22 protein-coding genes, 1 tRNA gene and 3 pseudogenes are annotated in these 23,619 nt (G+C 42.4%); 13 read left to right on the plus strand and 13 right to left on the minus strand.

The window, feature by feature from the left end:
- The first annotated feature begins 423 nt into the window (after window positions 1–423).
- A tRNA-Asn gene (locus A3712_RS16035) sits at window positions 424–499 on the plus strand.
- A 248-nt stretch (window positions 500–747) separates the two neighbouring features.
- On the opposite strand, the gene A3712_RS16040 is transcribed toward A3712_RS16035, so the two are convergent.
- The 9 genes and pseudogenes from A3712_RS16040 to A3712_RS16075 all read right to left on the minus strand — a co-directional run bounded on the left by A3712_RS16040 (window position 748) and on the right by A3712_RS16075 (window position 8,024).
- On the minus strand, window positions 748–909 hold the full coding sequence (locus A3712_RS16040) for a hypothetical protein (RefSeq protein ID WP_231891827.1): 162 nt from the start codon (window positions 907–909) through the stop codon (window positions 748–750).
- Between the two features lie 13 nt (window positions 910–922).
- The gene (locus A3712_RS28375) at window positions 923–1,594 is read right to left on the minus strand and encodes a hypothetical protein (RefSeq protein WP_231891828.1); all 672 of its coding nucleotides are present in this window, start codon (window positions 1,592–1,594) and stop codon (window positions 923–925) included.
- Between the two features lie 78 nt (window positions 1,595–1,672).
- Window positions 1,673–1,957 (minus strand): hypothetical protein, encoded by a 285-nt coding sequence (locus tag A3712_RS28380; RefSeq protein WP_231891829.1) that lies wholly within the window; start codon window positions 1,955–1,957, stop codon window positions 1,673–1,675.
- Between the two features lie 695 nt (window positions 1,958–2,652).
- Window positions 2,653–4,140: a sphingomyelin phosphodiesterase gene (sph, locus tag A3712_RS16055; RefSeq protein WP_269451427.1), complete on the minus strand. Its 1,488-nt coding sequence runs from the start codon at window positions 4,138–4,140 to the stop codon at window positions 2,653–2,655.
- 455 nt (window positions 4,141–4,595) lie between these two features.
- Window positions 4,596–5,030, minus strand: a complete 435-nt coding sequence (locus A3712_RS28385; protein ID WP_231891831.1) for a hypothetical protein — start codon at window positions 5,028–5,030, stop codon at window positions 4,596–4,598.
- A 206-nt stretch (window positions 5,031–5,236) separates the two neighbouring features.
- Window positions 5,237–5,514 (minus strand): annotated as a pseudogene (locus tag A3712_RS27865) (helix-turn-helix domain-containing protein); the annotation flags it as partial.
- Window positions 5,515–5,732: 218 nt separating this feature from the next.
- Window positions 5,733–5,939 (minus strand): annotated as a pseudogene (locus A3712_RS26865) (IS30 family transposase); the annotation flags it as partial.
- A gap of 143 nt (window positions 5,940–6,082) precedes the next feature.
- Window positions 6,083–6,520 carry a hypothetical protein gene (locus A3712_RS16070; RefSeq protein ID WP_063524251.1) on the minus strand — a complete coding sequence of 146 codons (438 nt, stop codon included), beginning with the start codon at window positions 6,518–6,520 and terminating at the stop codon, window positions 6,083–6,085.
- Window positions 6,521–6,533: 13 nt separating this feature from the next.
- Window positions 6,534–8,024: a hypothetical protein gene (locus tag A3712_RS16075; protein ID WP_063524252.1), complete on the minus strand. Its 1,491-nt coding sequence runs from the start codon at window positions 8,022–8,024 to the stop codon at window positions 6,534–6,536.
- A 435-nt stretch (window positions 8,025–8,459) separates the two neighbouring features.
- Here A3712_RS16075 and A3712_RS16080 point away from each other — a divergent pair.
- A pseudogene (locus A3712_RS16080) lies at window positions 8,460–8,868 on the plus strand (transposase).
- Between the two features lie 151 nt (window positions 8,869–9,019).
- Here A3712_RS16080 and A3712_RS16085 read toward each other — a convergent pair.
- Together A3712_RS16085 and A3712_RS16090 are read right to left on the minus strand one after the other, a co-directional pair.
- Complete coding sequence (locus A3712_RS16085; RefSeq protein ID WP_063524253.1) at window positions 9,020–9,541, minus strand: hypothetical protein; 522 nt, start codon at window positions 9,539–9,541, stop codon at window positions 9,020–9,022.
- Window positions 9,531–10,340 (minus strand): winged helix-turn-helix domain-containing protein, encoded by an 810-nt coding sequence (locus A3712_RS16090; protein WP_063524254.1) that lies wholly within the window; start codon window positions 10,338–10,340, stop codon window positions 9,531–9,533. Before A3712_RS16090 ends, A3712_RS16085 begins: the two co-directional genes overlap by 11 nt.
- 818 nt (window positions 10,341–11,158) lie before the next feature.
- Between A3712_RS16090 and rsxA the strand changes: the two genes are divergently transcribed.
- From rsxA to A3712_RS16135, 9 genes are all read left to right on the plus strand, one after another.
- Window positions 11,159–11,737, plus strand: a complete 579-nt coding sequence (gene rsxA / locus A3712_RS16095) for an electron transport complex subunit RsxA (protein WP_004737335.1) — start codon at window positions 11,159–11,161, stop codon at window positions 11,735–11,737.
- A 2-nt stretch (window positions 11,738–11,739) separates the two neighbouring features.
- The gene (gene rsxB / locus A3712_RS16100; RefSeq protein WP_004734040.1) at window positions 11,740–12,333 is read left to right on the plus strand and encodes an electron transport complex subunit RsxB; all 594 of its coding nucleotides are present in this window, start codon (window positions 11,740–11,742) and stop codon (window positions 12,331–12,333) included.
- A gap of 7 nt (window positions 12,334–12,340) precedes the next feature.
- Window positions 12,341–15,211, plus strand: coding sequence for an electron transport complex subunit RsxC (gene rsxC / locus A3712_RS16105; RefSeq protein ID WP_063524255.1), 2,871 nt, complete (start codon window positions 12,341–12,343; stop codon window positions 15,209–15,211).
- Window positions 15,211–16,257: an electron transport complex subunit RsxD gene (rsxD, locus tag A3712_RS16110; RefSeq protein WP_063524256.1), complete on the plus strand. Its 1,047-nt coding sequence runs from the start codon at window positions 15,211–15,213 to the stop codon at window positions 16,255–16,257. Before rsxC ends, rsxD begins: the two co-directional genes overlap by 1 nt.
- A gap of 13 nt (window positions 16,258–16,270) precedes the next feature.
- Window positions 16,271–16,900, plus strand: coding sequence for an electron transport complex subunit RsxG (gene rsxG, locus A3712_RS16115; protein ID WP_063524257.1), 630 nt, complete (start codon window positions 16,271–16,273; stop codon window positions 16,898–16,900).
- Entirely contained in the window at window positions 16,900–17,592 is a 693-nt protein-coding gene (locus A3712_RS16120) for an electron transport complex subunit E (RefSeq protein WP_063524258.1), read from the plus strand. The genes rsxG and A3712_RS16120 overlap by 1 nt, the downstream gene beginning before the upstream one ends.
- A gap of 169 nt (window positions 17,593–17,761) precedes the next feature.
- The gene (gene nth / locus A3712_RS16125) at window positions 17,762–18,397 is read left to right on the plus strand and encodes an endonuclease III (protein WP_063524259.1); all 636 of its coding nucleotides are present in this window, start codon (window positions 17,762–17,764) and stop codon (window positions 18,395–18,397) included.
- Window positions 18,398–18,502: 105 nt separating this feature from the next.
- Complete coding sequence (gene gloA / locus A3712_RS16130; protein ID WP_019822356.1) at window positions 18,503–18,919, plus strand: lactoylglutathione lyase; 417 nt, start codon at window positions 18,503–18,505, stop codon at window positions 18,917–18,919.
- A 201-nt stretch (window positions 18,920–19,120) separates the two neighbouring features.
- Window positions 19,121–19,555 (plus strand): DUF2753 domain-containing protein, encoded by a 435-nt coding sequence (locus A3712_RS16135; RefSeq protein WP_063524260.1) that lies wholly within the window; start codon window positions 19,121–19,123, stop codon window positions 19,553–19,555.
- Window positions 19,556–19,648: 93 nt separating this feature from the next.
- Here the strand turns inward: A3712_RS16135 and motY are convergent, their stop codons facing one another.
- A complete protein-coding gene (gene motY, locus A3712_RS16140) occupies window positions 19,649–20,530 on the minus strand; it encodes a flagellar protein MotY (protein ID WP_063524261.1) in 882 nt (293 codons plus the stop codon).
- A gap of 188 nt (window positions 20,531–20,718) precedes the next feature.
- On the opposite strand from motY, the gene rnt reads away from it, so the two are divergent.
- Window positions 20,719–21,363: a ribonuclease T gene (rnt, locus tag A3712_RS16145; RefSeq protein WP_004741699.1), complete on the plus strand. Its 645-nt coding sequence runs from the start codon at window positions 20,719–20,721 to the stop codon at window positions 21,361–21,363.
- 64 nt (window positions 21,364–21,427) lie between these two features.
- Window positions 21,428–22,753: a Na+/H+ antiporter family protein gene (locus A3712_RS16150; protein ID WP_063524262.1), complete on the plus strand. Its 1,326-nt coding sequence runs from the start codon at window positions 21,428–21,430 to the stop codon at window positions 22,751–22,753.
- Window positions 22,754–22,924: 171 nt separating this feature from the next.
- On the opposite strand, the gene A3712_RS16155 is transcribed toward A3712_RS16150, so the two are convergent.
- Entirely contained in the window at window positions 22,925–23,554 is a 630-nt protein-coding gene (locus A3712_RS16155; protein ID WP_063524263.1) for a DsbA family protein, read from the minus strand.
- Window positions 23,555–23,619 lie beyond the last annotated feature (65 nt).

A 23,619-nucleotide genomic window follows, 5' to 3' on the forward strand; every position in this document is an offset into this window, starting at 1 on the left:
ATCTTAAGATTAGAGATCAGTTATAGCTTTTAATTTTAGAACTTGGTATTATCCGTGCCCCTGCAAAGTTTCCTCAACTAAATTACTCGAATTTTAATCCACTACTTTTCCCCAAAAAATCTAAAAATACCGCTTGTTTTACTGTTCCCTTTGTAATCAATAAAAGTTATACAATCGTAATAAATTGCGATTAGCCCTTTAAGTACATTAAGTTAGATCGAATTTTACATTTTCAGATTTACCCCAGCTATTGTTGTTAAAGTTTCACACACACACTTATCCACAATTTTGGTGGATAACTAAAGCAAAGCCTGATTTAATAAGGCATTTGAGAAAGTAAAGTTATTTATCTAATTTTTTTCTACTATTTTTTATTGACAGAAAATAGGACTCTTATTAAAATTCGCGTCGCTAACAAGCAATTCCCCCTTAGTTCAGTTGGTAGAACGGCGGACTGTTAATCCGTATGTCGCAGGTTCGAGTCCCGCAGGGGGAGCCAAATTTAAAGAAGCCGCATCACCTGATGCGGCTTTTTGCGTATTAAAGCGACTGGTTTGTACCAGACCAATGTCTCAGAGCTGGCCGCCCGCGTTCTAGTCCCGCAGGGGAAGCCAAATTTCTAGAAAAGGTAGGATGTGTCTAGCGCGGATCAAAAAAGCCACGAACGAATCCGTGGCTTGCTTAACCTTTGAGACTACAGGCTACTCGAAAAATAATCGGTGCACAGCAAAGTCCATTTGTGTTGTATTATAGTTGACGAGCAATCGTATCCATTAGCACAGCTGCTACCTTATCATCGCCAGCTTTATCGCCTTTGCTGTAAGTATTGTTCTGACGCTGCGATGGATCATGGATATTGGTGATGGCTACTACTTCTCTCTCGATACCAAATCCAACCAACTTAATCATCAGCTCTTTATTTTTAAATGAGTCGCCAACTATCGTTTTCCTGCCAAGTCTCATAACTCTTCAGATCATAAACTCGATAAAGGTCCTCACCCCAGATTTCAGCAGCTTTCTTTACATGCCAAAATTCTGAAGATGGGTTATCTACATAATAGCCGGCTTCCCCCACTGCTTTTATATTAATAGTCTGGATAACGGAATGACCGATATCATTGCCCTCATCAACCGAGGTGTAATTCAACATACTGTGTGTTTGACTAGATTCTTTGGTTTGGTTAAAACCAAAGCCTACTGCGAGACCAGCAGACGGACCATCTGCTTTGCTCGCTTCAAAAGAACCCGTAATATCAAAACTAAAAGACGTACTCTCAGCTAACAAAATCTCTTTATTCACATTACTCGAGCTCAGAAAGCTTTGCTGGTTCACGAACAGATTTCCATGACGGTGTTGAGGAAGACAGTGATCGTTTAGTTCGTTGTTTTCGCACCTCTCACTTAAATACTCCCAAGTCAACCTTATTTGCTCTTCTAGATCATTAGGGGCTTCATTAACCGCTCTGCGGTGCATCTGATTGTAAGCATCTTCCCACTCGAAAAAATGGCCTCCATCGGAAAGGGTTTGACGTGAGACATTCATGCTGCCGTCAACTGCCATAATATAATTAGTCATGTTTGACTGAGAAAACATCAACAGATCGATAGTACGAGCGACGTCAACCTGCCCATGGATCTTGTACTTTTCCTTACCTGGGCCATAGGCACCATTCTAAGAGGTAATAATGAGCTGTTCTTCAATTTGACCATCTTCTATTCTTGCATGCTGACAAAGGTTCGCAATTTTCCCAGGTAAACACTTCTGCTCTAGATGGTTATTAATATATTCTACTTTTGCATTAAATATATCGCAGGCTGTCGCCGGGTCGTCGTACGAAACGTACTCGTCAGCGCCTTTAAAGTAAGTATCATCAATTCCAAGGATAGGAGATGTATTAGCATAGCCTGATAACACAGAGACTGTTATCAAGCTTAGACTGAAGCTTCTTAATTTCATCACTCGTTCCTTTTAACTGCATTAACATCATTATCGATGCCTTTCAAAATTAACGAGCCAAAAAATATAATCACAATAAAGTAGTAATAAAAAATATATTATTTTATTGAAAATAACTGAAGAATAGTGAAGTCACTATTTCATTCATATATCATAAGAAAAATGAAGATCGATAATTTTAGAGTCTTCTTCCTTAAACCTTCGATAACAATGTGAAATAAGACGACCTTGCTCAGTACGAAAAGAAAGACCTGAATGCCCTATATTAATTCTCTTCCGCCATACTAACAGGTCTTCTAGCGAATCGACCTTCTCTATTTGAATTTGTATTTTTTCAAAGTATCCGTCAAAGTTCATAATTCAATATCTTACTAAAGCCTAAAATTATTCCAACCAGTTTTTATTAATTAAGGAAATTTATAAAAACTAAATTTCAACACATCATGAATTTAAAAATTAATCTAGCCATTTACTAACCAACCGATAATTGGATAATTTTTTATAATGTAAAAAGCCACACTAAAGTGGCTTTTATTTAAAAGGTGTTAACTTAGAGGCAGCATTGATGGCTAACCAACCTGACCTCTGACTATCACCCAACACACTCTAGTGATTCACTATTTACAATAAACCAAATGAGTCAAATAGTACTGACAATCAAGTAATTTCATAAAAAATCAACATTTAGGATATGTTCATTTATAAGTAAGACTCGATTTCCAGTCGGAGAATTCAAAGTTGTCCATCTCAATAATGAACAGCCCATTTTCGCCAACGGGTAGCTCTTTAGTCCCTTGGATATACAGGTTACTAGGCTCAAGATATTTGTTCGCGGATGACCAGAGACGATGAGCATGATCATAAATATATACGACATCACCATTTTGGATGCAGCTATCGGATTCTGTTAGGCGGCTAATCTTCATGAAGTCAGAAGAATCGCGATCTTCTGTGTAATACGTACTACCACTATAGGTCCAGTAGTAATCTTTATAATCATCTGTTCTTGAGATCTGCACATAGTCATGGTCATGGATACAAGTACTACTATATGGATGCCAGTTGTCTAACTTAAACCTCGCGTTGGATTGCTCTCCATCGTGACCGTAGGTAAGCCAGCCATTAGACACATTTGGATCTGCATAAACATATTCGCCAGTTAATCGATGCTTTAGTCTGATTGTGTTATACGGCTCATTGATTGGGCGCACACTCTGAGTTGGCGTGCTTTGATCTGCATACTCAAATGCAGCGACAGGGAAATGGTCTGAATACTCATAAAAGTAATACGACTCCTGTGTGCCGGGCAACGCAACTCTATCCGACACGATATCTAACACTTGATTGTGCCAGTTCTTGGGTTGCTTATGACTACGCTCAACAAGAACATAATCTAGTAACTGCCCTTTTGAATCTGGGTAGTTTGCGTGAGCTAAACCATTGACAGCAGGGTCCCATGAGTAAGGCGCGCCAGCATAGTTAGTCGGCGCTGATACGTTTAAGGTCTCGAGCATTGAGGAAAACTCTTGTGAGTCCTTTGCTACATTTAGGTCACCAGCAATAAAAAACATTTCGTCAGCTGAGCGGTTTGCCCCGAAAATATAGTTCTCTATTTGTGCAAACTGATCTTGTCTAACCACAGAGGGAGGAATATTACAGGTATCATCGTCAGCTTGAACATGAGTGCCGATAATATTATATCTCTCTCCACCTTTATTAATGACGGTGTGTATAAAACCTTTCTGGGATACCCAATCTGCGCCGCAACCATCTCTAAAAATCACTTGTGACTTATACTCAATTGGATATTTACTGAATACAATCACGCCGCCATCATCAAGAGATGTTGAACGCCAACCTTCAGTATGATCCCAGCCATTCTTTGTGCGGCCCAAAACGGGCGTGAGATACCCAAATCTCTGAGCTAGTGCATCGATAAGTATCTGACTCGCTTGGTTATCGAACACTTCATTAAATACAACCACGTCGATATCATCAAAAACCGACGAGTTCGCCAATAACTCTGCTCGTTTGTTTGGATTCGTACCACCAACGAAGATGCCCAGACGATGATCTAGCATATAAACATTATAATTCATTATCTTGGGGGGGGAGCTGTTCTCCTCAGCTCGTAAAGTAAATGTGAACAGTATTAGAAAAACTGATATTAAATATCTTGTCATGGTTAGTACATCTCCTATTAAACTGAGATGCATCCTCCCATATTGATATAATTAATAATAATTAAATAAATCTAAAAAAAATATCAAACCATGTTTAAAACCTTAATAGTCATCATAAAAACCTGCAATTGGCAGTGGTTCCATTTTCACTGCGACCATTTTCTTTACAGGGCTATTTGAAATGATCAGCATATATCGGTTCGGCAACTCTTCAACCACTTAAACCGATTTAAAAAACGATAGCTTTTTTCGTGCTTTTACATATCTATCATAAACAAGCATGTCATCATCATGCTCAAAATCAATGTCTCCATGATCAACGCGTTCTTCACTTAAGCTTACATTAAATAGGCCATCACTCTTGCGAATGAATTTTCCCTTTGTGTAAATATCTAAGATGTTATTGAGTCCAGATTATTTTATAACCGCAACCGCCCCGAAATTATCCTCACTGATCACGACGCCCATGTGCTCGTGGCCTTATAGCCGCCATCGACTGTCATATAAAGGGTGGTAGAATTGACCAAAACATTAGTTTTCGAACGTAGGCTATGTGTAATAGAAGCAAACATTAAACAAAGACAAAAAAGAAGAAAGTAAATGCTTTTATTTTTGTGAACATAACGACTAAGCTCCGCTTTAACTGCACCTACGAGATCATCCGTTGATTGAGGAGATTCAAACAAAACCACTAAATTGACAGTTGGTGCCAATGGCTTGAGTATTACAATCGATAGGCTTTCCTGAGAGTGAGCAAGGATCAATCGGCTTAACCTACCTTGTTTAACTTCCATAGAAACCAAAAGCTTAACGCCTTTTGCAACTAATTTAGCCTCTTCATCATTATCACAATAGACAGTTAAAACTTCGCTAGAAAACATTTTAGCCAATGGAAGCGAGCTCGTTAACTTAGGGGCTTTTGCAGTGAACACCAATGGAAACAATGCCACAATCGCTATGAATACGAAGCCAAGAACAATAAAGATTCGATTACGTACGAATGTGAATCGTGTTTTTTTCGGATCTCTTTTCAAAGCCTCACTCTTACCGCTTGGTTCCCAGCGAATAAGTTGTCTTGGTTATCTGGTTTACCATCTTCGACGTAAGTAATGATTTGACGCGTATGAAAGTAGGTTTTCTCAGTCAAATGCCCGATGAGCTGCATCGTCTGAGTATCAAAAAGTAGACTCTGGCTCCCGCCATTCTCAGGTTTAAGTTTTTTTAAGATAGAGCATAATCACTAAGATGACGAGCAACTGTAGATTCATGGATACAAAGGGCTTGAGATATCATGGTTAGGCTCCATCCTTCGGAAGCTAGCAAGACAGCTTTTATACGGTCGCATACTCGACGATCACGCTCAGTATTGTGTATCTGTTCGAGTTGTTATTTTTGCTCAGGAGTTAGTACCATTTTCATAGTAAGTAGCATGATCCTGACTTCATTGAAAATCAAGTATCTTCAATGAGCACGGGTATTTCGAAATTAAAGAATAAGTTGAAAATTATATAGAGTGCACTTAATTCCTCTTTTCGTAACTTCCTTAAGAACAGTCACCCGAATTCAACTGCGAAGTGCGATACTCTCCAATATCAAGTAGCCAATGCCATTTCTTTAAATACAATCGCTTGTTGATTGAAGTCTAAACACTTTTTGGGTCGATAATTTATCTGTGATACCGAGAATTCAATATCACTGTCTGCTACCGTTGTTAAGTCGGTTCCTTTCTTAACATATTGCCTTAAAAGCCCGTTTGCATTCTCATTGGCTACACGCTCCCAAGTACTATAAGGATGGGCAAGTACTAAATTAAGATGCGACCAACTTTATAAAGGTTGGATTTCCATCTAAAAAGGGGGTTGATAGTTCTTCTGATTACATAATAAAGCCGCTTCGGTTAGACTTCAGCGGCTTCTTGGTTATAACTTATTGTAGTCGAGCTTTATTTACTCTCAGATTTTAGCATTTTAAGAAGTCCTATTGCTTTTTCCTGGACAGGTACTTCCGTATCTGGTGCATATCTTTTGACTTTAATTTGCTCTGGACCCTTGATATTGTCGACTATCAAAGCATCGCCGCTGACTGAAAAACCAAATAGCGTGATCATTGCTTTTTGTACATGTTCGGTACCGCCAACTAAGAGTAAGCTATCATACTGCTTGAGCTCGTTGACTTCATAGTCATGTTCGGCCGTCTTTGATGTATCGATAATTAATATGTCTTTATCGGGTAAATCTAAGGACATTGTTCTCGATAAACGCTCTGAAGTCAGGTGAATTGCTTGAGCTAGAGCGCTGTCTGTTGGTACATAGTCACTGAGTGTTAAAGCATTTACAGAACAAGTGGCAAACATCGCCAGAGTAGCAAGTATTTTTTTCATTTTTGTCTCCTTATTAACGCAACAAGCCAGGTTTAGCGATACGCAAACCATCTTCACAGATTGTGTCGACTTTAATGATCGTGCCTCGAGAAATCGCAGTTGCAGGATCAGGGTTACCGTAGTAGCCGCCTTCATGTGTTTCGATTTTCGGACGAAATTCTGTTGCACCCTCGTACACAGTTAGGGCTGAACGTGCTATGTCGTATGTGTTTATAAACCACATCTCTCTCGATTCACCATTACGGCAATTGTCTGCAGTCATTGTTTCTTGCCAGTCAATTTGGTTTGATAGATCAATTGTCTTCCATGCATCTTCTCCGATGACTGTATTTGCATTTAAAAATCGGTCGTCCATGTAACCAACTTCTTCGAGCGCTGCTGAATCTTTGATCCCTTTCACGCCAATTGGGTCGATTTTATATACCCATGATCCACCAAAGTTACCAGTTAGGGCATTTCTATCAAGGGACAGCATCTGACCCTCCCTAGAGAATTCTTGCGTCCAGTCTTGTGATACGCCAATATTGAATCCAGCAGTTGGACCTTCACCTGAGATATCGGCACCAGCGCCAATCGAAATGCCGACGGTACTGCTGGTACCATGGCTATATCGACCGTTGCTATCCGATTGAGGGAACATATATGGAATTTTAATATTGTTTCCATTCTCTGCGCCACCAGGCAAACAACGGGGATCTGTTTGCCCAGTTTCAGAACAGGTTTGGTAGTAGAAATGTGGTAGAGCAAACTCTATCGCTTCTTCAGTTATTGCTTGATCCGTTGCTTTTAGGTGACTGATAGCTGCACTTCTCACATCATTATAAAGTTCTTCGTTACTTCTATCGATCATAAAAGATTGAAAGCTACTGTTGTGATAAGTGCTTGATAGAATATTGGCCGACGAATCATCTCGCCACCAAAATGTTGGCATTACTACCCCATCAGAATCTGAAACATTAGCATCTTTAGTAAAGTGCAGACCATAGTACTCCTGGTAATGGTCGTGCCTTTTGCCTATATTTTCTTTGTAATCAAATTGACCAAGTTGGTGAACGAGATCTCCACCTGCTAAGTTATATAGCATGTAACGAGCACGTTTAGTTTTTCCAACTACTTCCGACAATAGAATTAATCCAGCTTCCTCAGTGACATCTATTTGTTCATCGAGCCAATATTCACTCCAACCAACGGTGTCCCATCTTGCTGCAGACTGTATGTCGTAAAAAAAGAGAGATTTGTGTGTTGTTTGAACCACAACAGCCGTACATAAGTCTTTACTCATCGTTGAGTCAGGGTAGCCGTTTTTTTGAAGCCATTGATTAGCTTGTGCTGTCAAGCTATTAAAAGTCTGGCAAAGGCGCTCAGGATCAACGGTACTAGAGACACTTTCAAATACTTTTTGGGAGCCTACCCACTGTGGCAGTGTATCGCCAGCATAACTACTGGCTGAAGACAGAATAGCGCAGGGTAGAACAAGCGCTAACGGACTAAGCTTAAATTTCATTTAATACTCCATTTGTATAATTAGAAAACTTTATTAAAGTCTGACCGCCCAAAAGTTGTATTTTATTATTTTTCATCACAACTCTTAGGCTTAAAATAATGGAGTTTTTTTTAATTGAAATAACAAAAAAAATATAATTAAAATGAGAAATCTATGTAAAAAGGTCTAAAGCATTATTTCATATAATATTCTTACTCTATTTTATTGAAAATACACTCATACTGTATGATTTATTTAGTTTAACAAGGGTTTTGGTCTTGTGATTTTTTCTAAGCTATGTAGGTAGGTTATATGATGTTAATGGCATTCTTTATGCCCGATTTCAGATAATAAGTGCGACAATCGTGGATAGGTGTGGCTTTGTTGCGTAATTCAATTGAACTCAATCCAGAACCTACGATCTGATCAGCTACGTCCACTCCCTCTCGAAGCTCTATGCCTGAACCTCGTTACAAAACAACCAACTGGAAGCGATACAACCAATCACTCATTAACCGTGGTTCTCTGACCTTTTGGATTGATGAAGAAGCGATAAGTGGCTGGGCGCAAAGCAAACAGAAAAAGCGCGGGAGGCCACATCTGTTCAGCGATTTAGCTATCACGACAGCGCTCATGGTGAAACGAGTTTTTGCTATGCCACTGAGAGCTCTGCAAGGGTTAAGAGCGGTATGGATATCACAAACGTTCACTCTCAGAAACAGCGATGTATCGAGTTAAACGGTTGCTAGGAGGGCAACTGAGCTTAAGAAATTACAATGCACAGGTGGGTGAAACTTACGCGATGATAAAAGCGTTGAACAAACTTACTGGGTTAGGTATGCCTGAAACTTGTCGTATCGACTAAGAAACACCCGAAACGGGGTCGCTATATTTTTAGATCTAATTACGCAACAAAGCCCATGGTTAAAGCATCTCTTATTAAACTGAGATGCCCCATAATGATACAATTGATAATAATTGAAAAAGTCAAAAAAAATTAAAACATAGTTAAAATGTTAATAGTCATAATAAAATCTTCCGATTGGTAAAGGCTCCATTTTTACAGCAAACATTTTCTTTACAGGACTATTTGAAATGATCAGCTTATATTGATTCGGCAACTCTTCAACCACTTGAACCGATTTAAAAAACGATAGCTTTTTTCGCGATTCAATATATTTATCATAAACGAGCATGTTGTCACCATGTTCAAAATCAATACCTCTATGATCAACGCGTTCTTCACGTAAGCTTACATTAAATAGGCCATCACTCTTGCGAATGAATTTTCCTTTTGTGTGAATATTCCAGCTGTAATTGAGTCCAGCTTCTTTTATAGCCGTAACCGCCTCAAAATTTCCATCACTGATCACGACGTCCATGTGCTCTGTGGCCTTATAGTCACCATCTATTGTCATGTAGAGGGTTGTAGAGTTGACCAAAGCACTATTTTTCGAACGTAGACTATATGCAATGGAAACCAGCATTAAGCAAAGACAAAACAGAAGAAAGTAAACGCTTTTATTTTTAGTAAACATAGTGACTAAGCTCCGCTTTAACTACACCTACGAGATCATCCGTTGATTGAGGAGATTCAAACAAAACCACTAGATTGACAGGCGGTGCCAATGGCTTGAGTATTACAATAGATAAGCTTTCTTGAGAGTGGGCTAAGATCAATCGGCTTAACCTACCTTGTTTAACTCCTCGAGAAACCAAAGGGTTAACGCCTTTTGCAACCAATTTGGCCTCTTCTTCATTATCACAATAGACAGTTAAAGCCTCGTTAGAAAACATTTTAGTCAGTGGAAGCCAACTCGTTAATTTGGGCTCTTTTGCTGTAAACACCAATGGAAACAATGCTGCAATCGCTATGAATATAAAGCCTAGAACAATAAAGATTCGATTACGTCCGAATGTGAATCGTGTTTTTTTTTCAGAACTCTCTTCAAAGCTCTCACTCTTACCGCTTGGTTCCCCAGCGAATAAGTTGTCTTGGTTATCTGATTTATCATCATCTTCCCGCCATGACACCGTCTCACTTTCTAGTTTATAACCAACCTTAGCGACCGTTTTCAGATACTTTTGTTGCTTCCCATCATCTTGGATCAAAGTACGTATCGCGCTGATCGATTGTGTCAGTGAGCCTTCCGAAACGTGTTTTCCTGGCCAAGCTCTGCTCAACAAATCTTCTTTAGTAATAATTTTTCCAGCGTTTTCACATAACATTAGAATCACAAGGTGATCGTGATAGCCGATGCGTTTTTCTTCATTTTTGAGTAAATCAGTCACCAACGGGTGGTCTAAATGTATTAACCATTTATTTACTTTGTACATAAATCAGCCTTGAAAACCGAATAACCATAATATTTATACAAATATAATCCATGTGGATAAATGCTGGATTCATTTGAAACAATTTCTTATATGTCACTTGATTCATTCAACCATTGATCACTAACCGAACGTTAACACGATTAATTAAATGATTATTTAAAAAGAAAAAATAAGTAACTTTTAAGTAAAAATCACTATATATAAAAAACTCAGTACCATGAAACAAAAAAAACTAAAATACAAAAATTCAACCTTTTCACAACTTATTTATAAAAAATAGACTGAATTTTACTTTGTTATTAATAGATATTGAAATTTAAATCATTAAACTATCAATTATGACAGTAAATGTCTTTTTTTGTTTTTTCTTTACTGGATAAAACTTTGCCTAGACGCTTGCTAAAATTTCAATTGCAACAAAATAATTTCCGCAGATTAAGTTTTTGCTTACGTGAGACTCATTTGAGGCCAATGATGTGACTTTGCCCCACAGTCCTCAATGATGAAATAGTTTTCTAAGACTGATAGGCAAATTGGTTCAACAAGAGGTAGCCTCTTAGGCCTGCCACTAGTAAGATTGGACAGTGAACTCGTTAAAATTGTCAATTCTCCACTCACCAAAATGACCTGCTCCCCACCCTTGGCATGCGTGTCACTTTTACGCGCCAGAACAACTAATTTGTTGCGATGAGATCTGCGACCCTCCTATTAAGCGTATAAATTTCCATCAGACATACAAAACCACACCGTTCACTGGTTGTTATTAAGTGAGCAAAGCAGGATAATATCTGGATCGGAATCTCAAGAATTAATCCATTATGACCGAATACCTTTTGTTGTTGGTTGGCACAGTGCTGGTCAATAACTTTGTGCTAGTGAAGTTTTTAGGACTATGTCCATTTATGGGAGTCTCCAAGAAACTGGAGACTGCGATTGGCATGGGCCTCGCGACGACTTTCGTTCTAACGTTAGCGTCGGTCTCTGCATACCTAGTAGAAACCTACATCCTTACCCCTCTGGGTATTGAATACCTGCGTACCATGAGTTTCATCTTGGTTATCGCGGTGGTTGTTCAATTCACGGAAATGGTCGTTCACAAAACCAGCCCAACGCTATATCGCCTATTGGGTATCTTTCTGCCTCTTATCACCACCAACTGTGCGGTATTAGGTGTGGCACTCTTAAACATCAATGAAAACCATAACTTCATCCAGTCGATCGTTTATGGTTTTGGCGCGGCGGTAGGTTTCTCTCTTGTTCTGATCCTATTTGCTGCAATGCGTGAACGTATTGCGGTTGCTGATGTTCCAATGCCATTTAAAGGCGCATCGATAGCGATGATCACAGCAGGCCTAATGTCTCTGGCATTCATGGGCTTTACTGGGTTGGTGAAATAAGCATGAGTACTATTTTAATTGCGATCATTGCGTTAGCTGTTTTAGCCGCTGTTTTTGGCGCTATTTTGGGCTTCGCCTCTATTCGCTTCAAAGTAGAAGCCGATCCTATCGTCGATCAAATCGATACAATTTTACCGCAAACTCAATGTGGTCAGTGTGGCTACCCAGGTTGTCGCCCATACGCAGAAGCGATTGCTAACGGAGACAAAATCAATAAATGTCCTCCTGGCGGCCAAGCAACCATTGAGAAACTAGCAGACTTAATGGGCGTAGAAGTTGAAGACTCCGCTCACGACTTAGATAACAAAGTAAAAACTGTTGCCTTCATTCATGAAGATATGTGTATCGGCTGTACTAAATGTATTCAAGCCTGCCCTGTCGACGCCATAGTTGGTGGTACTAAGGCACTACACACAGTAATTAAAGACGAATGTACTGGTTGTGATCTTTGTGTCGCGCCGTGCCCTACTGACTGTATTGAAATGATTCCAGTGGCAACAACGACTGAAAATTGGAAATGGCAGATGAACATCATTCCTGTTACGGATATCACTAACCAAGCAACTGATGCAACCGCGTCAGAGCCTAAGGCATAGGGTTAGTATGCTCTCTTTAATTGAACAAATTCGCACGGGCTCTATTTGGAGCTTCCCGGGTGGCGTGCACCCTGCTGAAAACAAGAAACAGTCCAATACTACTGCTATCGTTCATGCAAGGCTGCCAGAAGAAATAGTCCTTCCGGTAAAACAGCACATTGGAAAACCTGGTAACTTATTAGTTGCCGCGGGTGACACCGTACTGAAAGGCCAGCAACTAACGGCTCTAGATACCGGTTTTACATTGCCGGTACATGCGCCTACATCCGGTGTGATTACTGCTATCGAACCAAGAACTACCGCGCATCCGTCAGGCTTGAGTGAACTCAGTGTGGTCATTAAACCTGATGGCTTAGACGCTTGGATTGAAAGAAATCCCGTTGAAGACTTTTCAAAGAAAACTTCAGACGAGCTGCTTGATATTGTTCGCCAAGCCGGTATTTCAGGTATGGGTGGTGCGGGATTCCCTACTGCGAAAAAGCTCCAGTCAGGCTTAGGTCGCACTGATATTCTGATCGTCAATGCAGCTGAATGTGAACCTTACATCACATCAGATGACAAGTTGCTTCAAGAGCACGCCGAAGAAGTGTTAAAAGGCATTGAGATAGTTGAACATATCCTTCAACCAAAGCTGACCGTTATCGGTATTGAAGACAACAAGCCAGCGGCAATAAAAGCACTTGAGGTTGCCGCGAAAGACAAAGATATCGTCATTCGCGTGATCCCAACTAAATACCCTTCAGGTGGTGAGAAACAGCTGATTAAGATCCTCACTAATAAAGAGGTTCCTGCTGGCGGCATCCCTGCTGACATTGGTGTATTAGTTCAGAACGTTGGCTCTCTCTACTCTATTAAGAGAGCAGTAATCAACGGTGAACCCGTAGTTAACCGCGTCGTGACTTTAACCGGTAAGACTTTTAAGCAACCTCGTAACGTTTGGGCACTATTAGGCACACCTGTACACGAGTTGCTCGAAGAGTTTGGCTACAAAGCCGATAAAAAGCTACCGCGTTTGATTCTGGGTGGCCCGATGATGGGCTTTACCTTGCCACATGCCAATGTGCCGATCACTAAAACATCGAACTGTATTTTAGCGCCAACACGTCGTGAGATTGCACCAAGCACTTACGAGATGGAGTGCATTCGATGCAGTGCTTGCGCCGAAGCTTGTCCTGCCTCTCTACTGCCTCAACAACTGCAATGGCACGCGAAAGCCAATGAACTGGACAAGTGTGAAGAGCTAAATATTAAAGACTGTATTGAATGCGGTGCTTGTGCATTTGTTTGCCCAAGCGAAATCCCTCTTGTTCAGTACTATCGCCAAGCGAAAGCTGAAATCAAAACCCGAAAAGATGAAGCCGCTGCTGCAGAGCGTGCCAAGATTCGCTTTGAAGAGAAAAACGCTCGTATGGAGCGTGATAAAGCAGAGCGTGAAAACCGCTTTAAAAAAGCCGCAGATAACCGCCGTAAAGATATGAAAACATCTGGCGGTGATGATGCTATTGCTGCTGCTATTGCTCGTGTTAAAGCACAAAAAGCTGCTGCGGATCAGGCTCCGAATGAAGAGCCAGCAGTGAAACCTGCGGTTGCTGCCGCTATCGCAAAGGCAAAAGCGAAACAAGCTGCAGCTCTGAAGGAAAACGGCGCTGAACCTGACAACTCTGAAATGTCGAAACTACGCGAAGAGCGTAAACGACAAGCTAGAGAGCGCAAAGCTCAACAAGCTTCTGCAGAAACTCAAGCCGATAACTCTGGTGAAGGCAAGAAAGACGCTGTTGCAGCTGCAATTGCTCGCGCCAAAGCGAAGAAAGCACAACAAGCAGCATCAGCTTCTGGTGCTCCTGCTGAAAGCTCTGGTGCTCCTGCTGAAAGCTCTGGTGACGCTAAGAAAGATACTGTTGCTGCCGCTATCGCTCGTGCTAAAGCGAAGAAGGCACAGCAAGCGGAACCAACTTCTGAAGCCCCTGCTGAAAGCTCTAGTGACGCTAAGAAAGACGCTGTTGCTGCCGCTATTGCGCGTGCTAAAGCGAAGAAAGCTCAACAAGCGGAATCCGCTTCTGACGCTCCAGTTGAAAGCTCTGGTGACGCTAAGAAAGACGCCGTTGCTGCCGCTATTGCTCGCGCTAAAGCGAAGAAAGCTCAGCAAGCGGAATCCGCTGCTGAAGCTCCAATTGAAAGCTCAGGTGACGCTAAGAAAGATGCTGTAGCTGCCGCTATCGCTCGTGCTAAAGCGAAGAAAGCACAGCAAACGAAACAGGCTGAGACAGAAGAAACGCATGAATCCGCGATAGAAGTTGAAGCTGGAATTAAATCTGAGCAGGTCGACTCTAAAAAAGCCGCTGTAGCTGCCGCTATTGCTCGCGCTAAAGCGAAAAAAGCACAGCAAGCTAAACAGGCTGAAACAGAAGAAATGCCTGAACCCGTAATTGGAATTGAAGCTGAAGCTCAACAGGAGTCAGCCGACCCTAAAAAAGCGGCTGTAGCTGCCGCTATTGCGCGAGCTAAGGCGAAAAAAGCTCAACAAGCTAAACAAGTTGAGGCACCAGAAATCGCTCCTGAGCCTGTAGCCGAAAAAGAGACTGAAATGGTAGCTAAGGCTCAATCACAGCCGGTTAATCCTAAAAAAGCCGCTGTTGCTGCCGCTATTGCGCGCGCTAAAGCGAAGAAAGCACAGCAAGCTAAACAGGTTGAAGTGCAAGAAGTCGCTCCTGAAGCCGTGGCTGAACCATTAATTGAAAAAGAGACTGTGATTGAATCTGAGACTCAATCACAGCCAGTCGATCCTAAAAAAGCAGCCGTTGCTGCCGCTATTGCTCGTGCGAAAGCAAGAAAAGCACAGCAAGAGCTAGATAAAAAGAACAATGAGGAGAAAGAGTAGTGGCCTTCTTTATCGCCAGCTCACCGCACGCGCACAGTCGTAGAAGCACCCCAGATCTCATGAAATGGGTCGCTATTTGTGCATTGCCTGGTCTACTAGCTCAAACCTACTTCTTTGGATGGGGTACCCTCATCCAGTTAGTACTTGCTATTGCACTTGCTGTTATCTTTGAAGCCGCGGTAATGCTGTTAAGAAAACGTCCGCCAGTGATGGCGCTGCGTGATTACAGTGCTGTTGTAACCGCTTGGCTACTGAGTGTCGCCATTCCCCCGCACTCTCCGTGGTGGATCCTCGTCATTGGTATGTTCTTCGCTATTATTATCGCGAAACACTTGTACGGCGGCCTAGGGCAGAACCCATTTAACCCTGCGATGGTCGCTTACGTTGTTTTGCTGATTTCATTCCCAGTTCAAATGACCAGTTGGAATGCACCCGCGAGCTTAACAGCAGAAGCGACAAGTTTTATTGACTCATTCTTGATGATATTCACAGGCTTCAATAACGAAGGTTTGTCTCTGCAACAAGCACGCCTTGGCATTGATGGCACCACAATGGCGACGCCACTTGATGCATTCAAAACGGCATTAACGGCAGGCAATACTGCTTCAGAAGCACTATCTCAACCGCAATTCAGCTGGTTAGCTGGCGTAGGCTGGGAATGGGTAAACCTTGCTTACTTAATCGGCGGTTTAGTGCTGATTAAGCAACGTGTTATCCAATGGTATATCCCAGTGGCTTTCATCGGCAGTCTGACTCTGTTTAGCTTAGTGTTCTTAGTGCTCACTCCTGGTGAAACGGCTTCTCCAACCATTCACCTTCTGTCTGGCGCGACTATGCTTGGTGCGTTCTTTATTGCAACCGACCCAGTTTCGGCTTCAACGACAGTTAAAGGTCGCTTGGTATTTGGTGCCCTAATTGGTGCGTTAGTGTTTATTATCCGCAGTTGGGGTGGCTTCCCTGATGGCGTTGCGTTTGCTGTATTGTTAGCCAACATGTGTGTTCCACTGATTGACTACTACACCAAGCCTCGTACATACGGCCACTAAAGGAGCGGACATCATGCTAAATGCAATTAAGAAAAATGGCCTTGTGCTCGCAATTTTTGCCTGTGCATCGACAGGTTTAGTGGCAGTAACCCACTACCTAACAAAAGATCAGATCAAACAGCAAGAACAAGCTCAACTGCTATCTGTACTTAACCAAGTGATCCCACACGATCTTCACGACAACGAACTGTTTTCGTCTTGTACATTGGTTCAAGCAGAAGAGCTTGGTACAGAGAAAGCGATGCCCGCTTACATCGCCAAAATCAATGGTGAGCCAAGCGCGATTGCTATCGAGGCAATTGCACCAGATGGTTATAACGGTGCGATTAAGGTGATCGTCGGTATGAAAATCGACGGTACCATTTTAGGCACTCGTGTACTTTCTCATCAAGAAACTCCGGGCTTGGGTGATAAGATTGATCTACGTGTGAGTGACTGGATTCTTTCTTTTGCCGGTAAACAAGTAACGGACTCTAATCTTGACCGTTGGAAGGTTCGTAAAGACGGTGGTGACTTCGACCAATTTACTGGCGCGACCATTACCCCTAGAGCGGTAGTAAAATCTGTCAAACAAGCGGTCCAATACGTCAACCAAAACAACCAAGCATTGCTTGCTCAACCTCTAAATTGTGGTGGTGAATAATGAGTGATCATAAAACATTAATCAAAAATGGCATGTGGGCCAACAACCCTGCCCTAGTACAACTGCTTGGGTTATGTCCGCTATTGGCTGTATCTTCAACGGTAACCAACGCACTTGGGCTCGGTATTGCGACTCTACTTGTATTAGTCGGTTCGAATGTTGCTGTTTCTCTGGTTCGTAACCACGTGCCAAAAGAGGTACGTATTCCGGTATTCGTGATGATCATTGCATCACTGGTAACGTGTGTTCAGCTACTGATGAATGCTTACGCGTATGGTCTGTACCTGTCTCTCGGTATCTTCATCCCGCTGATCGTAACCAACTGTATCATCATTGGTCGAGCAGAAGCCTTCGCTTCTAAAAATAAAGTATTACCTGCCGCTCAAGATGGCTTCTGGATGGGGCTTGGTATGACATCAGTATTGGTGGTACTGGGCGCAATGCGTGAAATCATTGGTAATGGCACCCTATTTGATGGCGCAGATCTACTACTCGGTGATTGGGCATCAGCCTTAAGAATCGAAATTTTCCAATTTGATAACAGCTTCTTGCTGGCTCTACTTCCACCGGGTGCCTTTATTGGTGTTGGTTTCTTGATTGCATTGAAAAATATCATCGATCATCAAGCGAAATCGAAACAACCAAAACCAGAAAAACCTGTTATTGAGCGTGCCCGCGTGACCAACGCTTAACGACAAAAACCTGCTGAGTTGCTCAACCGCTCGGCAGAAAACAGATATAACAAATACACATAACAATGACGCTCATAAGAGCGCGTAACCGATGATACGGCCTGAGTTTTCGAGTTTATTGAATACCAACTCCAGAGCTCTGCCCTAACTATTTGAAAGTAATGTCGCTATGAACAATGTAAAACGAGTACAAATACTTGAGCGTTTGAGGGAAAACAACCCAAAGCCAGAGACTGAACTAAATTGGAGTAGCCCTTTCGAACTTCTTATTGCGGTACTTTTGTCTGCACAGGCAACCGACGTCAGTGTGAACAAGGCAACGGATAAGCTGTACCCTGTTGCCAATACTCCGCAAGCAATTTACGACCTAGGTGTTGATGGCCTGAAAGAGTACATCAAGACTATCGGTCTGTTTAATTCGAAAGCAGAGAACACCATTAAGACGTGTCGCATGCTGCTTGATCTTCATAATGGTGAAGTGCCAGAAGATCGCGCTGCACTGGAGGCTCTCCCTGGCGTTGGCCGCAAGACTGCCAACGTAGTATTGAACACCGCTTTCGGTTGGCCAACCATTGCTGTTGATACCCACATCTATCGTGTATCGAACCGAACTAAACTCGCGATGGGTAAGACAGTCGATGACGTCGAAGCCAAGCTACTTAAAGTAGTGCCAAAAGAATTCAAACTGGATGTCCACCACTGGCTCATTCTTCATGGACGTTACACCTGTGTCGCGCGTAAGCCTCGCTGTGGCAGCTGTATTATTGAAGACCTGTGTGAGTTCAAAGAAAAAATCGACGTCTAAGTTCATAAGCAAGAACAACAAGCCTATTGGCTAAACTGTGCCGAGTTTTTAGCGGCATAAACAAAATTACAAAAACGTAAACATAGTTAAAGCTAGGAGCAAATCATGTCAAACGGTCGTATTTTACACACAATGCTACGCGTTGGTGATCTAGATAAGTCTATCGAATTCTACACAAAAGTAATGGGCATGCAGCTATTACGTAAGAACGAAAACAAAGAGTACGAATACACGCTAGCTTTCGTTGGCTTTGGTGACGAATCTCAAGGTGCTGTGATTGAACTAACTTACAACTGGGGTACGACTGAATACGACCTTGGTTCTGCTTTTGGTCACGTTGCAATCGGTGTTGATGACATCTACACAACGTGTGACGCGATTAAAGCGGCAGGCGGCAATGTGACGCGAGAAGCTGGCCCCGTCAAAGGCGGCTCAACTCATATCGCATTCGTAAAAGATCCTGACGGCTACATGATTGAACTAATTCAGAACAAACAAGCAAGCGCTGGTCTTGAAGGTTAATCCCAAAGTACCTTTGTAAAATTAGGCTAGAACGCCTGATGAAATGGATAGGGAAGCGGGCACACTGCTCGCTTCTTTTTTATCCCCCTCCCCACAATCGATATTCTTTACCCATTATTATTAACAATCTCACTGATGAAACTTTACATGATAATAATTATCATTTAAATTATCACCCCTATTGATTAGTGAGGTAATACAATGATTAGCGAATGGGAAAAACACACGTTACTCGCCGATACGGCATTGCAGCTCGACGATCCTGTACGAAGTATTCTCCATTATCAGCAGGCATTGCAATTAAGTGAAGAAATTACAGAACGCACTGATATTCAAGCCGATGAGCGCTTACTTATCTCGGTGATATCTTGCCACAACCTTGCTCAATTCTGGCGTTGGGCTGGCGACACTGAATACGAGCTCAAATATCTTCAACTTGCTTCCGAAAAGGTGCTCACACTGATCCCTCAATGCCCTAATACTCAGTGTTCAAGCTTTATCGATTCTATTGGTTGTTGTAAGAAAGCGCTGATCGATTTCATGAAACGCCATCCAAACCCCAAAATTGCCTCTATGGTGGAAAAAATCGATACCGCGACCAACTGTGAAATGATCGCCCGCTTCCGCTTGAACTAAACGAGTAACGCTAAAACAACGACTCCAAATTTAAAGTATTAAAAAGCCCGTCATCAAGACGGGCTTTGTCATTTCAAGACGATATTGTTTAGCTTAAACCTGTGTACGACCTAAAGAGATCACGACGCGTCGGTTCTTGTCTTTACCAATTGGTGAGCTGTTGTCCGCGATTGGGCGACGCTTACCATAGCCTTGCACTTGGATACGATCTTCTGGCAAACCAAGTGATTTAAAATATTCTCTTAATGACTCCGCTCTTCGTTCTGACAGGTTTTGGCTAATGCCTTTGCTATCAGCCGAATCAGTGTAAGTAGCCACTAGCACAAGGTCGATATCTTGGTTGTAACGAACATAGTCAGCGATCTGACTTAGCCTTTTACGTGACGACTTATTCAGCTGATCGCTATTGCGATCATAATGCAAGATAGTGAAAGAGATGTCTTCGAAGCTGTAGGGCAATAAGTTGGCGATACAATCACTGAACACATTGTATTTTTCTTGGAACAATACTGACGATAACGCCACTTCGATACGCTGATCTCGGCTCTGCCACTCTTGATAGCTGAATGTCGGGTAACGTCCTTTTTCCAACTCACTCAAGATACCCCAAGCGGTTTGGCCACCAACGTAACCATCAAATTGTTGGAAGAACTTAATGGTTGTCATGCGATCGGCACTCTCGCCTGGGCGCCAAGGTGGCGGCATAGAGATCAAGCTGACATTACGAGTCGCGCCCATCGGACGACGCATTTTCAATTCAAAATCTAAAATGATTTTTTTACTCGCTCGGGATGAGAACTCAGCATCACCGAAATTAGGGATCGGATGCACTAAGCGACATTCTAGCGGCGTATTAGCCACCATCTCCCATCTCGACTGTTGAGGAGATGCTCCGTAACGCTTTTCTTGTGCCATAGCTGATGACGACATAAGGAGCGAAAATAGCATTGAACCTGTTATGAGTTGTTTCTTCATAAAGTGGAGTATCTCTTAAGCAATTCGTTTAACAATGCAGCCAATTGCCGCCTATTTCTGTTGAATTTAAACATGCAATTATCAAGCCGAAACGCGCTTGGTAATTTGTGATTTATTGCCCTTTCCTAGTTTTTATCACTGCTATTATCTGCAATAATGCAGCCTTAATCACACTTATTTGGGCTAACATGATTGTAGAAAACGAAGCTCTGACCCTAAAAAAACGCTTCCGTGGCTATTTTCCAGTGGTCATCGACGTGGAAACCGCAGGGTTTAACGCAGAAACCGATGCATTATTAGAAATCTGTGCCATTACATTAAAAATGGATGAAAACGGAGATCTGCACCCAGCATCAACGCTTCATTTTCACATTGAGCCTTTTGAAGGCGCAAATATAGAGCAGGCAGCATTAGACTTTAACGGAATTAAAGACCCATTTAGCCCATTACGCGGCGCAGTGTCTGAACAAGAAGCCCTTAAAGAAATCTACAAGCTAGTGAGAAAAGAACAAAAAGCTTCAGATTGCAGTCGTGCAATCATGGTCGCTCACAATGCTACATTCGATTTAAACTTCGTCAATGCGGCAAGTGAGCGTTGTAAGCTTAAACGCGTCCCTTTCCATCCATTTGCTACTTTTGACACTGCAGCTCTTAGTGGTCTTGCCTACGGTCAAACCGTTTTGGCTAAAGCTTGCCGTACAGCAGGGATGGATTTTGACAACAAAGAAGCACACTCTGCTTTGTATGATACGCAAAAAACCGCTGAGTTATTTTGCGGCATAGTAAACAAATGGAAAGCCCTTGGTGGTTGGCCGCTTGTTGACGAAGAATAAAATAGAATCGGTAAACGTATTGTCGTATTACCTTTAATAAAGAACACAACATCCCGAGAATAATATGAATCCTGTTGTAATTTCAGTTTGCATCATGCTTGTTTTAGCTTTGATGCGCGTAAACGTAGTCGTTGCTCTGACATTCAGTGCAATTATCGGTGGCGTGGCCTCTGGTATGAGCTTGAATGACGCAGTTGCGGCTTTCGAAAGTGGATTAGGCGGCGGTGCAACTATCGCACTTAGCTACGCTATGCTTGGTACATTCGCTGTTGCTATCTCACGTTCTGGTATCACAGACCTACTTGCTCAAAGTGTTATTAAACGCATTCACGGCAAAGAGAACAGCACGGCATCGACTGGTCTTAAATACGGCATCCTAGCGTCTTTGATCCTAGTGACAATGTCATCGCAAAACGTGATTCCGGTACATATCGCCTTCATCCCAATTTTAATTCCACCTCTATTAGGCGTATTCGCAAAAATGAACTTAGACCGTCGTCTGGTTGCTTGTGTGCTTACTTTTGGTCTGATTACACCATACATGGTATTACCAATCGGTTTTGGTGGCATCTTCCTAAACAATATCCTGCTTAAGAACCTTCACGACAACGGTCTTAAAAGCGTAGTAGCAAGCCAAGTACCAATGGCAATGCTGCTACCAGCTGCAGGTATGATCTTCGGCCTTCTAACGGCAGTGTTCTTCACTTACCGTAAGCCTCGCCAATACAGAGAAACATCTCACACGGTTGTTTCAACTGAAGCGAAACAGATCAACAAGAAGCACATCCTAGTAGCGGCGGCAGGTATTGTTGCAGCACTAACGGTTCAGCTATCGACGGGTTCAATGATCATCGGTGCACTTGCTGGTTTCATGGTCTTCACTTTCGGTGGCGTAATTGCTTGGAAAGAGACACAAGATGTCTTCACCAAGGGCGTACACATGATGGCAATGATCGGCTTCATCATGATTGCCGCGGCAGGTTTCGCAGCAGTAATGAAACAAACTGGTGGCGTTGAATCTTTGGTTGAAGCACTTTCAACAAGCATCGGTGACAACAAGCCTCTAGCTGCACTACTCATGCTAGTGGTTGGTCTATTGGTAACTATGGGTATCGGTTCTTCGTTCTCTACGATTCCAATCCTTGCAACTATCTACGTTCCACTAGCGGCAGCATTTGGGTTCTCTCCAATGGCAACTATTGCTCTAGTAGGAACAGCGGCAGCGCTTGGTGATGCTGGTTCTCCGGCTTCTGACTCAACATTAGGTCCAACATCTGGTCTTAATGCTGATGGCCAACACGAGCACGTATGGGAAACCGTTGTACCGACGTTCCTACACTACAACATCCCACTGATCGTATTCGGTTGGATAGCAGCTATGGTTCTATAGTCAGAATCGATCTTCAAAACTTAAAAAGACCGCCTAGTGCGGTCTTTTTTGTATCTGAGATTTCTCCGATAGGTTACATCCTGAGTCCAAATTCGTTGGATAAAAGAAAAGGCTTACTTTTACGAGCAAGCCTTTGAAGTGGTTTTGAACAATACGATTCAGTATCGTCAATTAGGCGGTAGGAGCGCTTTTTACTAGAACTTCTCTAATCGACTTAAGTGTCGTTTCTGATGAGTGGTAATCTAGCTCGACTTCAGTGAAGATACCGTCGACTTCAAGCATTAGAGTTGGATAAGAATGCACACCCATAGCGTGTTTGAAGCTCAATTGATCTTCTAGCTCACCCTCAAGTAGCTTACCAGCAAGATCGTTCTCGAATTGCTGCACATTCATACCTAACTCTTCAGCCAATTGCTTATGTGTCTCTTCGCTGTGCGGCAGCATTGCACGCAAGTAGTATGCGTGTTGAATCGCTTCAAGCATCTGCTCGTAGTGATCTTGGAAACCCGCAGCAATAACAGCACGACACGCAGGGTAAGTACTACGAACTGGTTTACACTCAGTCCAAAATTCATGATTGAACTCTGTACCTAATTTGGCTTCGATCTGTTTCCAGATAGATTGTAACTTGCCTTTCATCTCTTCTGACATTGGTTCATCAGAATCCGGAGCCAAGCCACCCACTACGTAGTTAAACTCAATGCTCGCGGGTAATTGTTGTTTTAGTAACTCCAGTGTTGGCTTGTATCCCCAGCACCAGCTGCACATCGGGTCATGTACATAATGAAGTTTTACGTTCATTGTTTGTTCCTTATCGAGTCGACTCTCAATCAATTCCAACAAAAAAGGAGCCTAATTAAGGCCCC

Source organism: Vibrio sp. HI00D65, from assembly GCF_001635455.1.
GTDB lineage: Bacteria > Pseudomonadota > Gammaproteobacteria > Enterobacterales > Vibrionaceae > Vibrio.

Excerpts from the sequence above, each read along its gene's own strand:
- gloA (WP_019822356.1), top strand. The coding sequence starts at position 18,503 with ATGTCAAACGGTCGTATTTTACACACAATGCTACGCGTTGGTGATCTA.
- A3712_RS16155 (WP_063524263.1), bottom strand. The coding sequence starts at position 23,554 with ATGAACGTAAAACTTCATTATGTACATGACCCGATGTGCAGCTGGTGC.
- rnt (WP_004741699.1), top strand. The coding sequence starts at position 20,719 with ATGATTGTAGAAAACGAAGCTCTGACCCTAAAAAAACGCTTCCGTGGC.
- rsxC (WP_063524255.1), top strand. The coding sequence starts at position 12,341 with ATGCTCTCTTTAATTGAACAAATTCGCACGGGCTCTATTTGGAGCTTC.
- rsxA (WP_004737335.1), top strand. The coding sequence starts at position 11,159 with ATGACCGAATACCTTTTGTTGTTGGTTGGCACAGTGCTGGTCAATAAC.
- A3712_RS16090 (WP_063524254.1), bottom strand. The coding sequence starts at position 10,340 with ATGTACAAAGTAAATAAATGGTTAATACATTTAGACCACCCGTTGGTG.
- rsxB (WP_004734040.1), top strand. The coding sequence starts at position 11,740 with ATGAGTACTATTTTAATTGCGATCATTGCGTTAGCTGTTTTAGCCGCT.
- A3712_RS28380 (WP_231891829.1), bottom strand. The coding sequence starts at position 1,957 with ATGAAATTAAGAAGCTTCAGTCTAAGCTTGATAACAGTCTCTGTGTTA.
- A3712_RS16085 (WP_063524253.1), bottom strand. The coding sequence starts at position 9,541 with ATGTTTACTAAAAATAAAAGCGTTTACTTTCTTCTGTTTTGTCTTTGC.
- motY (WP_063524261.1), bottom strand. The coding sequence starts at position 20,530 with ATGAAGAAACAACTCATAACAGGTTCAATGCTATTTTCGCTCCTTATG.
- A3712_RS16120 (WP_063524258.1), top strand. The coding sequence starts at position 16,900 with ATGAGTGATCATAAAACATTAATCAAAAATGGCATGTGGGCCAACAAC.
- sph (WP_269451427.1), bottom strand. The coding sequence starts at position 4,140 with ATGACAAGATATTTAATATCAGTTTTTCTAATACTGTTCACATTTACT.
- A3712_RS16070 (WP_063524251.1), bottom strand. The coding sequence starts at position 6,520 with ATGAAAAAAATACTTGCTACTCTGGCGATGTTTGCCACTTGTTCTGTA.
- rsxG (WP_063524257.1), top strand. The coding sequence starts at position 16,271 with ATGCTAAATGCAATTAAGAAAAATGGCCTTGTGCTCGCAATTTTTGCC.
- A3712_RS16135 (WP_063524260.1), top strand. The coding sequence starts at position 19,121 with ATGATTAGCGAATGGGAAAAACACACGTTACTCGCCGATACGGCATTG.
- A3712_RS16150 (WP_063524262.1), top strand. The coding sequence starts at position 21,428 with ATGAATCCTGTTGTAATTTCAGTTTGCATCATGCTTGTTTTAGCTTTG.
- A3712_RS28375 (WP_231891828.1), bottom strand. The coding sequence starts at position 1,594 with ATGTTTTCTCAGTCAAACATGACTAATTATATTATGGCAGTTGACGGC.
- nth (WP_063524259.1), top strand. The coding sequence starts at position 17,762 with ATGAACAATGTAAAACGAGTACAAATACTTGAGCGTTTGAGGGAAAAC.
- A3712_RS16075 (WP_063524252.1), bottom strand. The coding sequence starts at position 8,024 with ATGAAATTTAAGCTTAGTCCGTTAGCGCTTGTTCTACCCTGCGCTATT.
- A3712_RS16040 (WP_231891827.1), bottom strand. The coding sequence starts at position 909 with ATGATTAAGTTGGTTGGATTTGGTATCGAGAGAGAAGTAGTAGCCATC.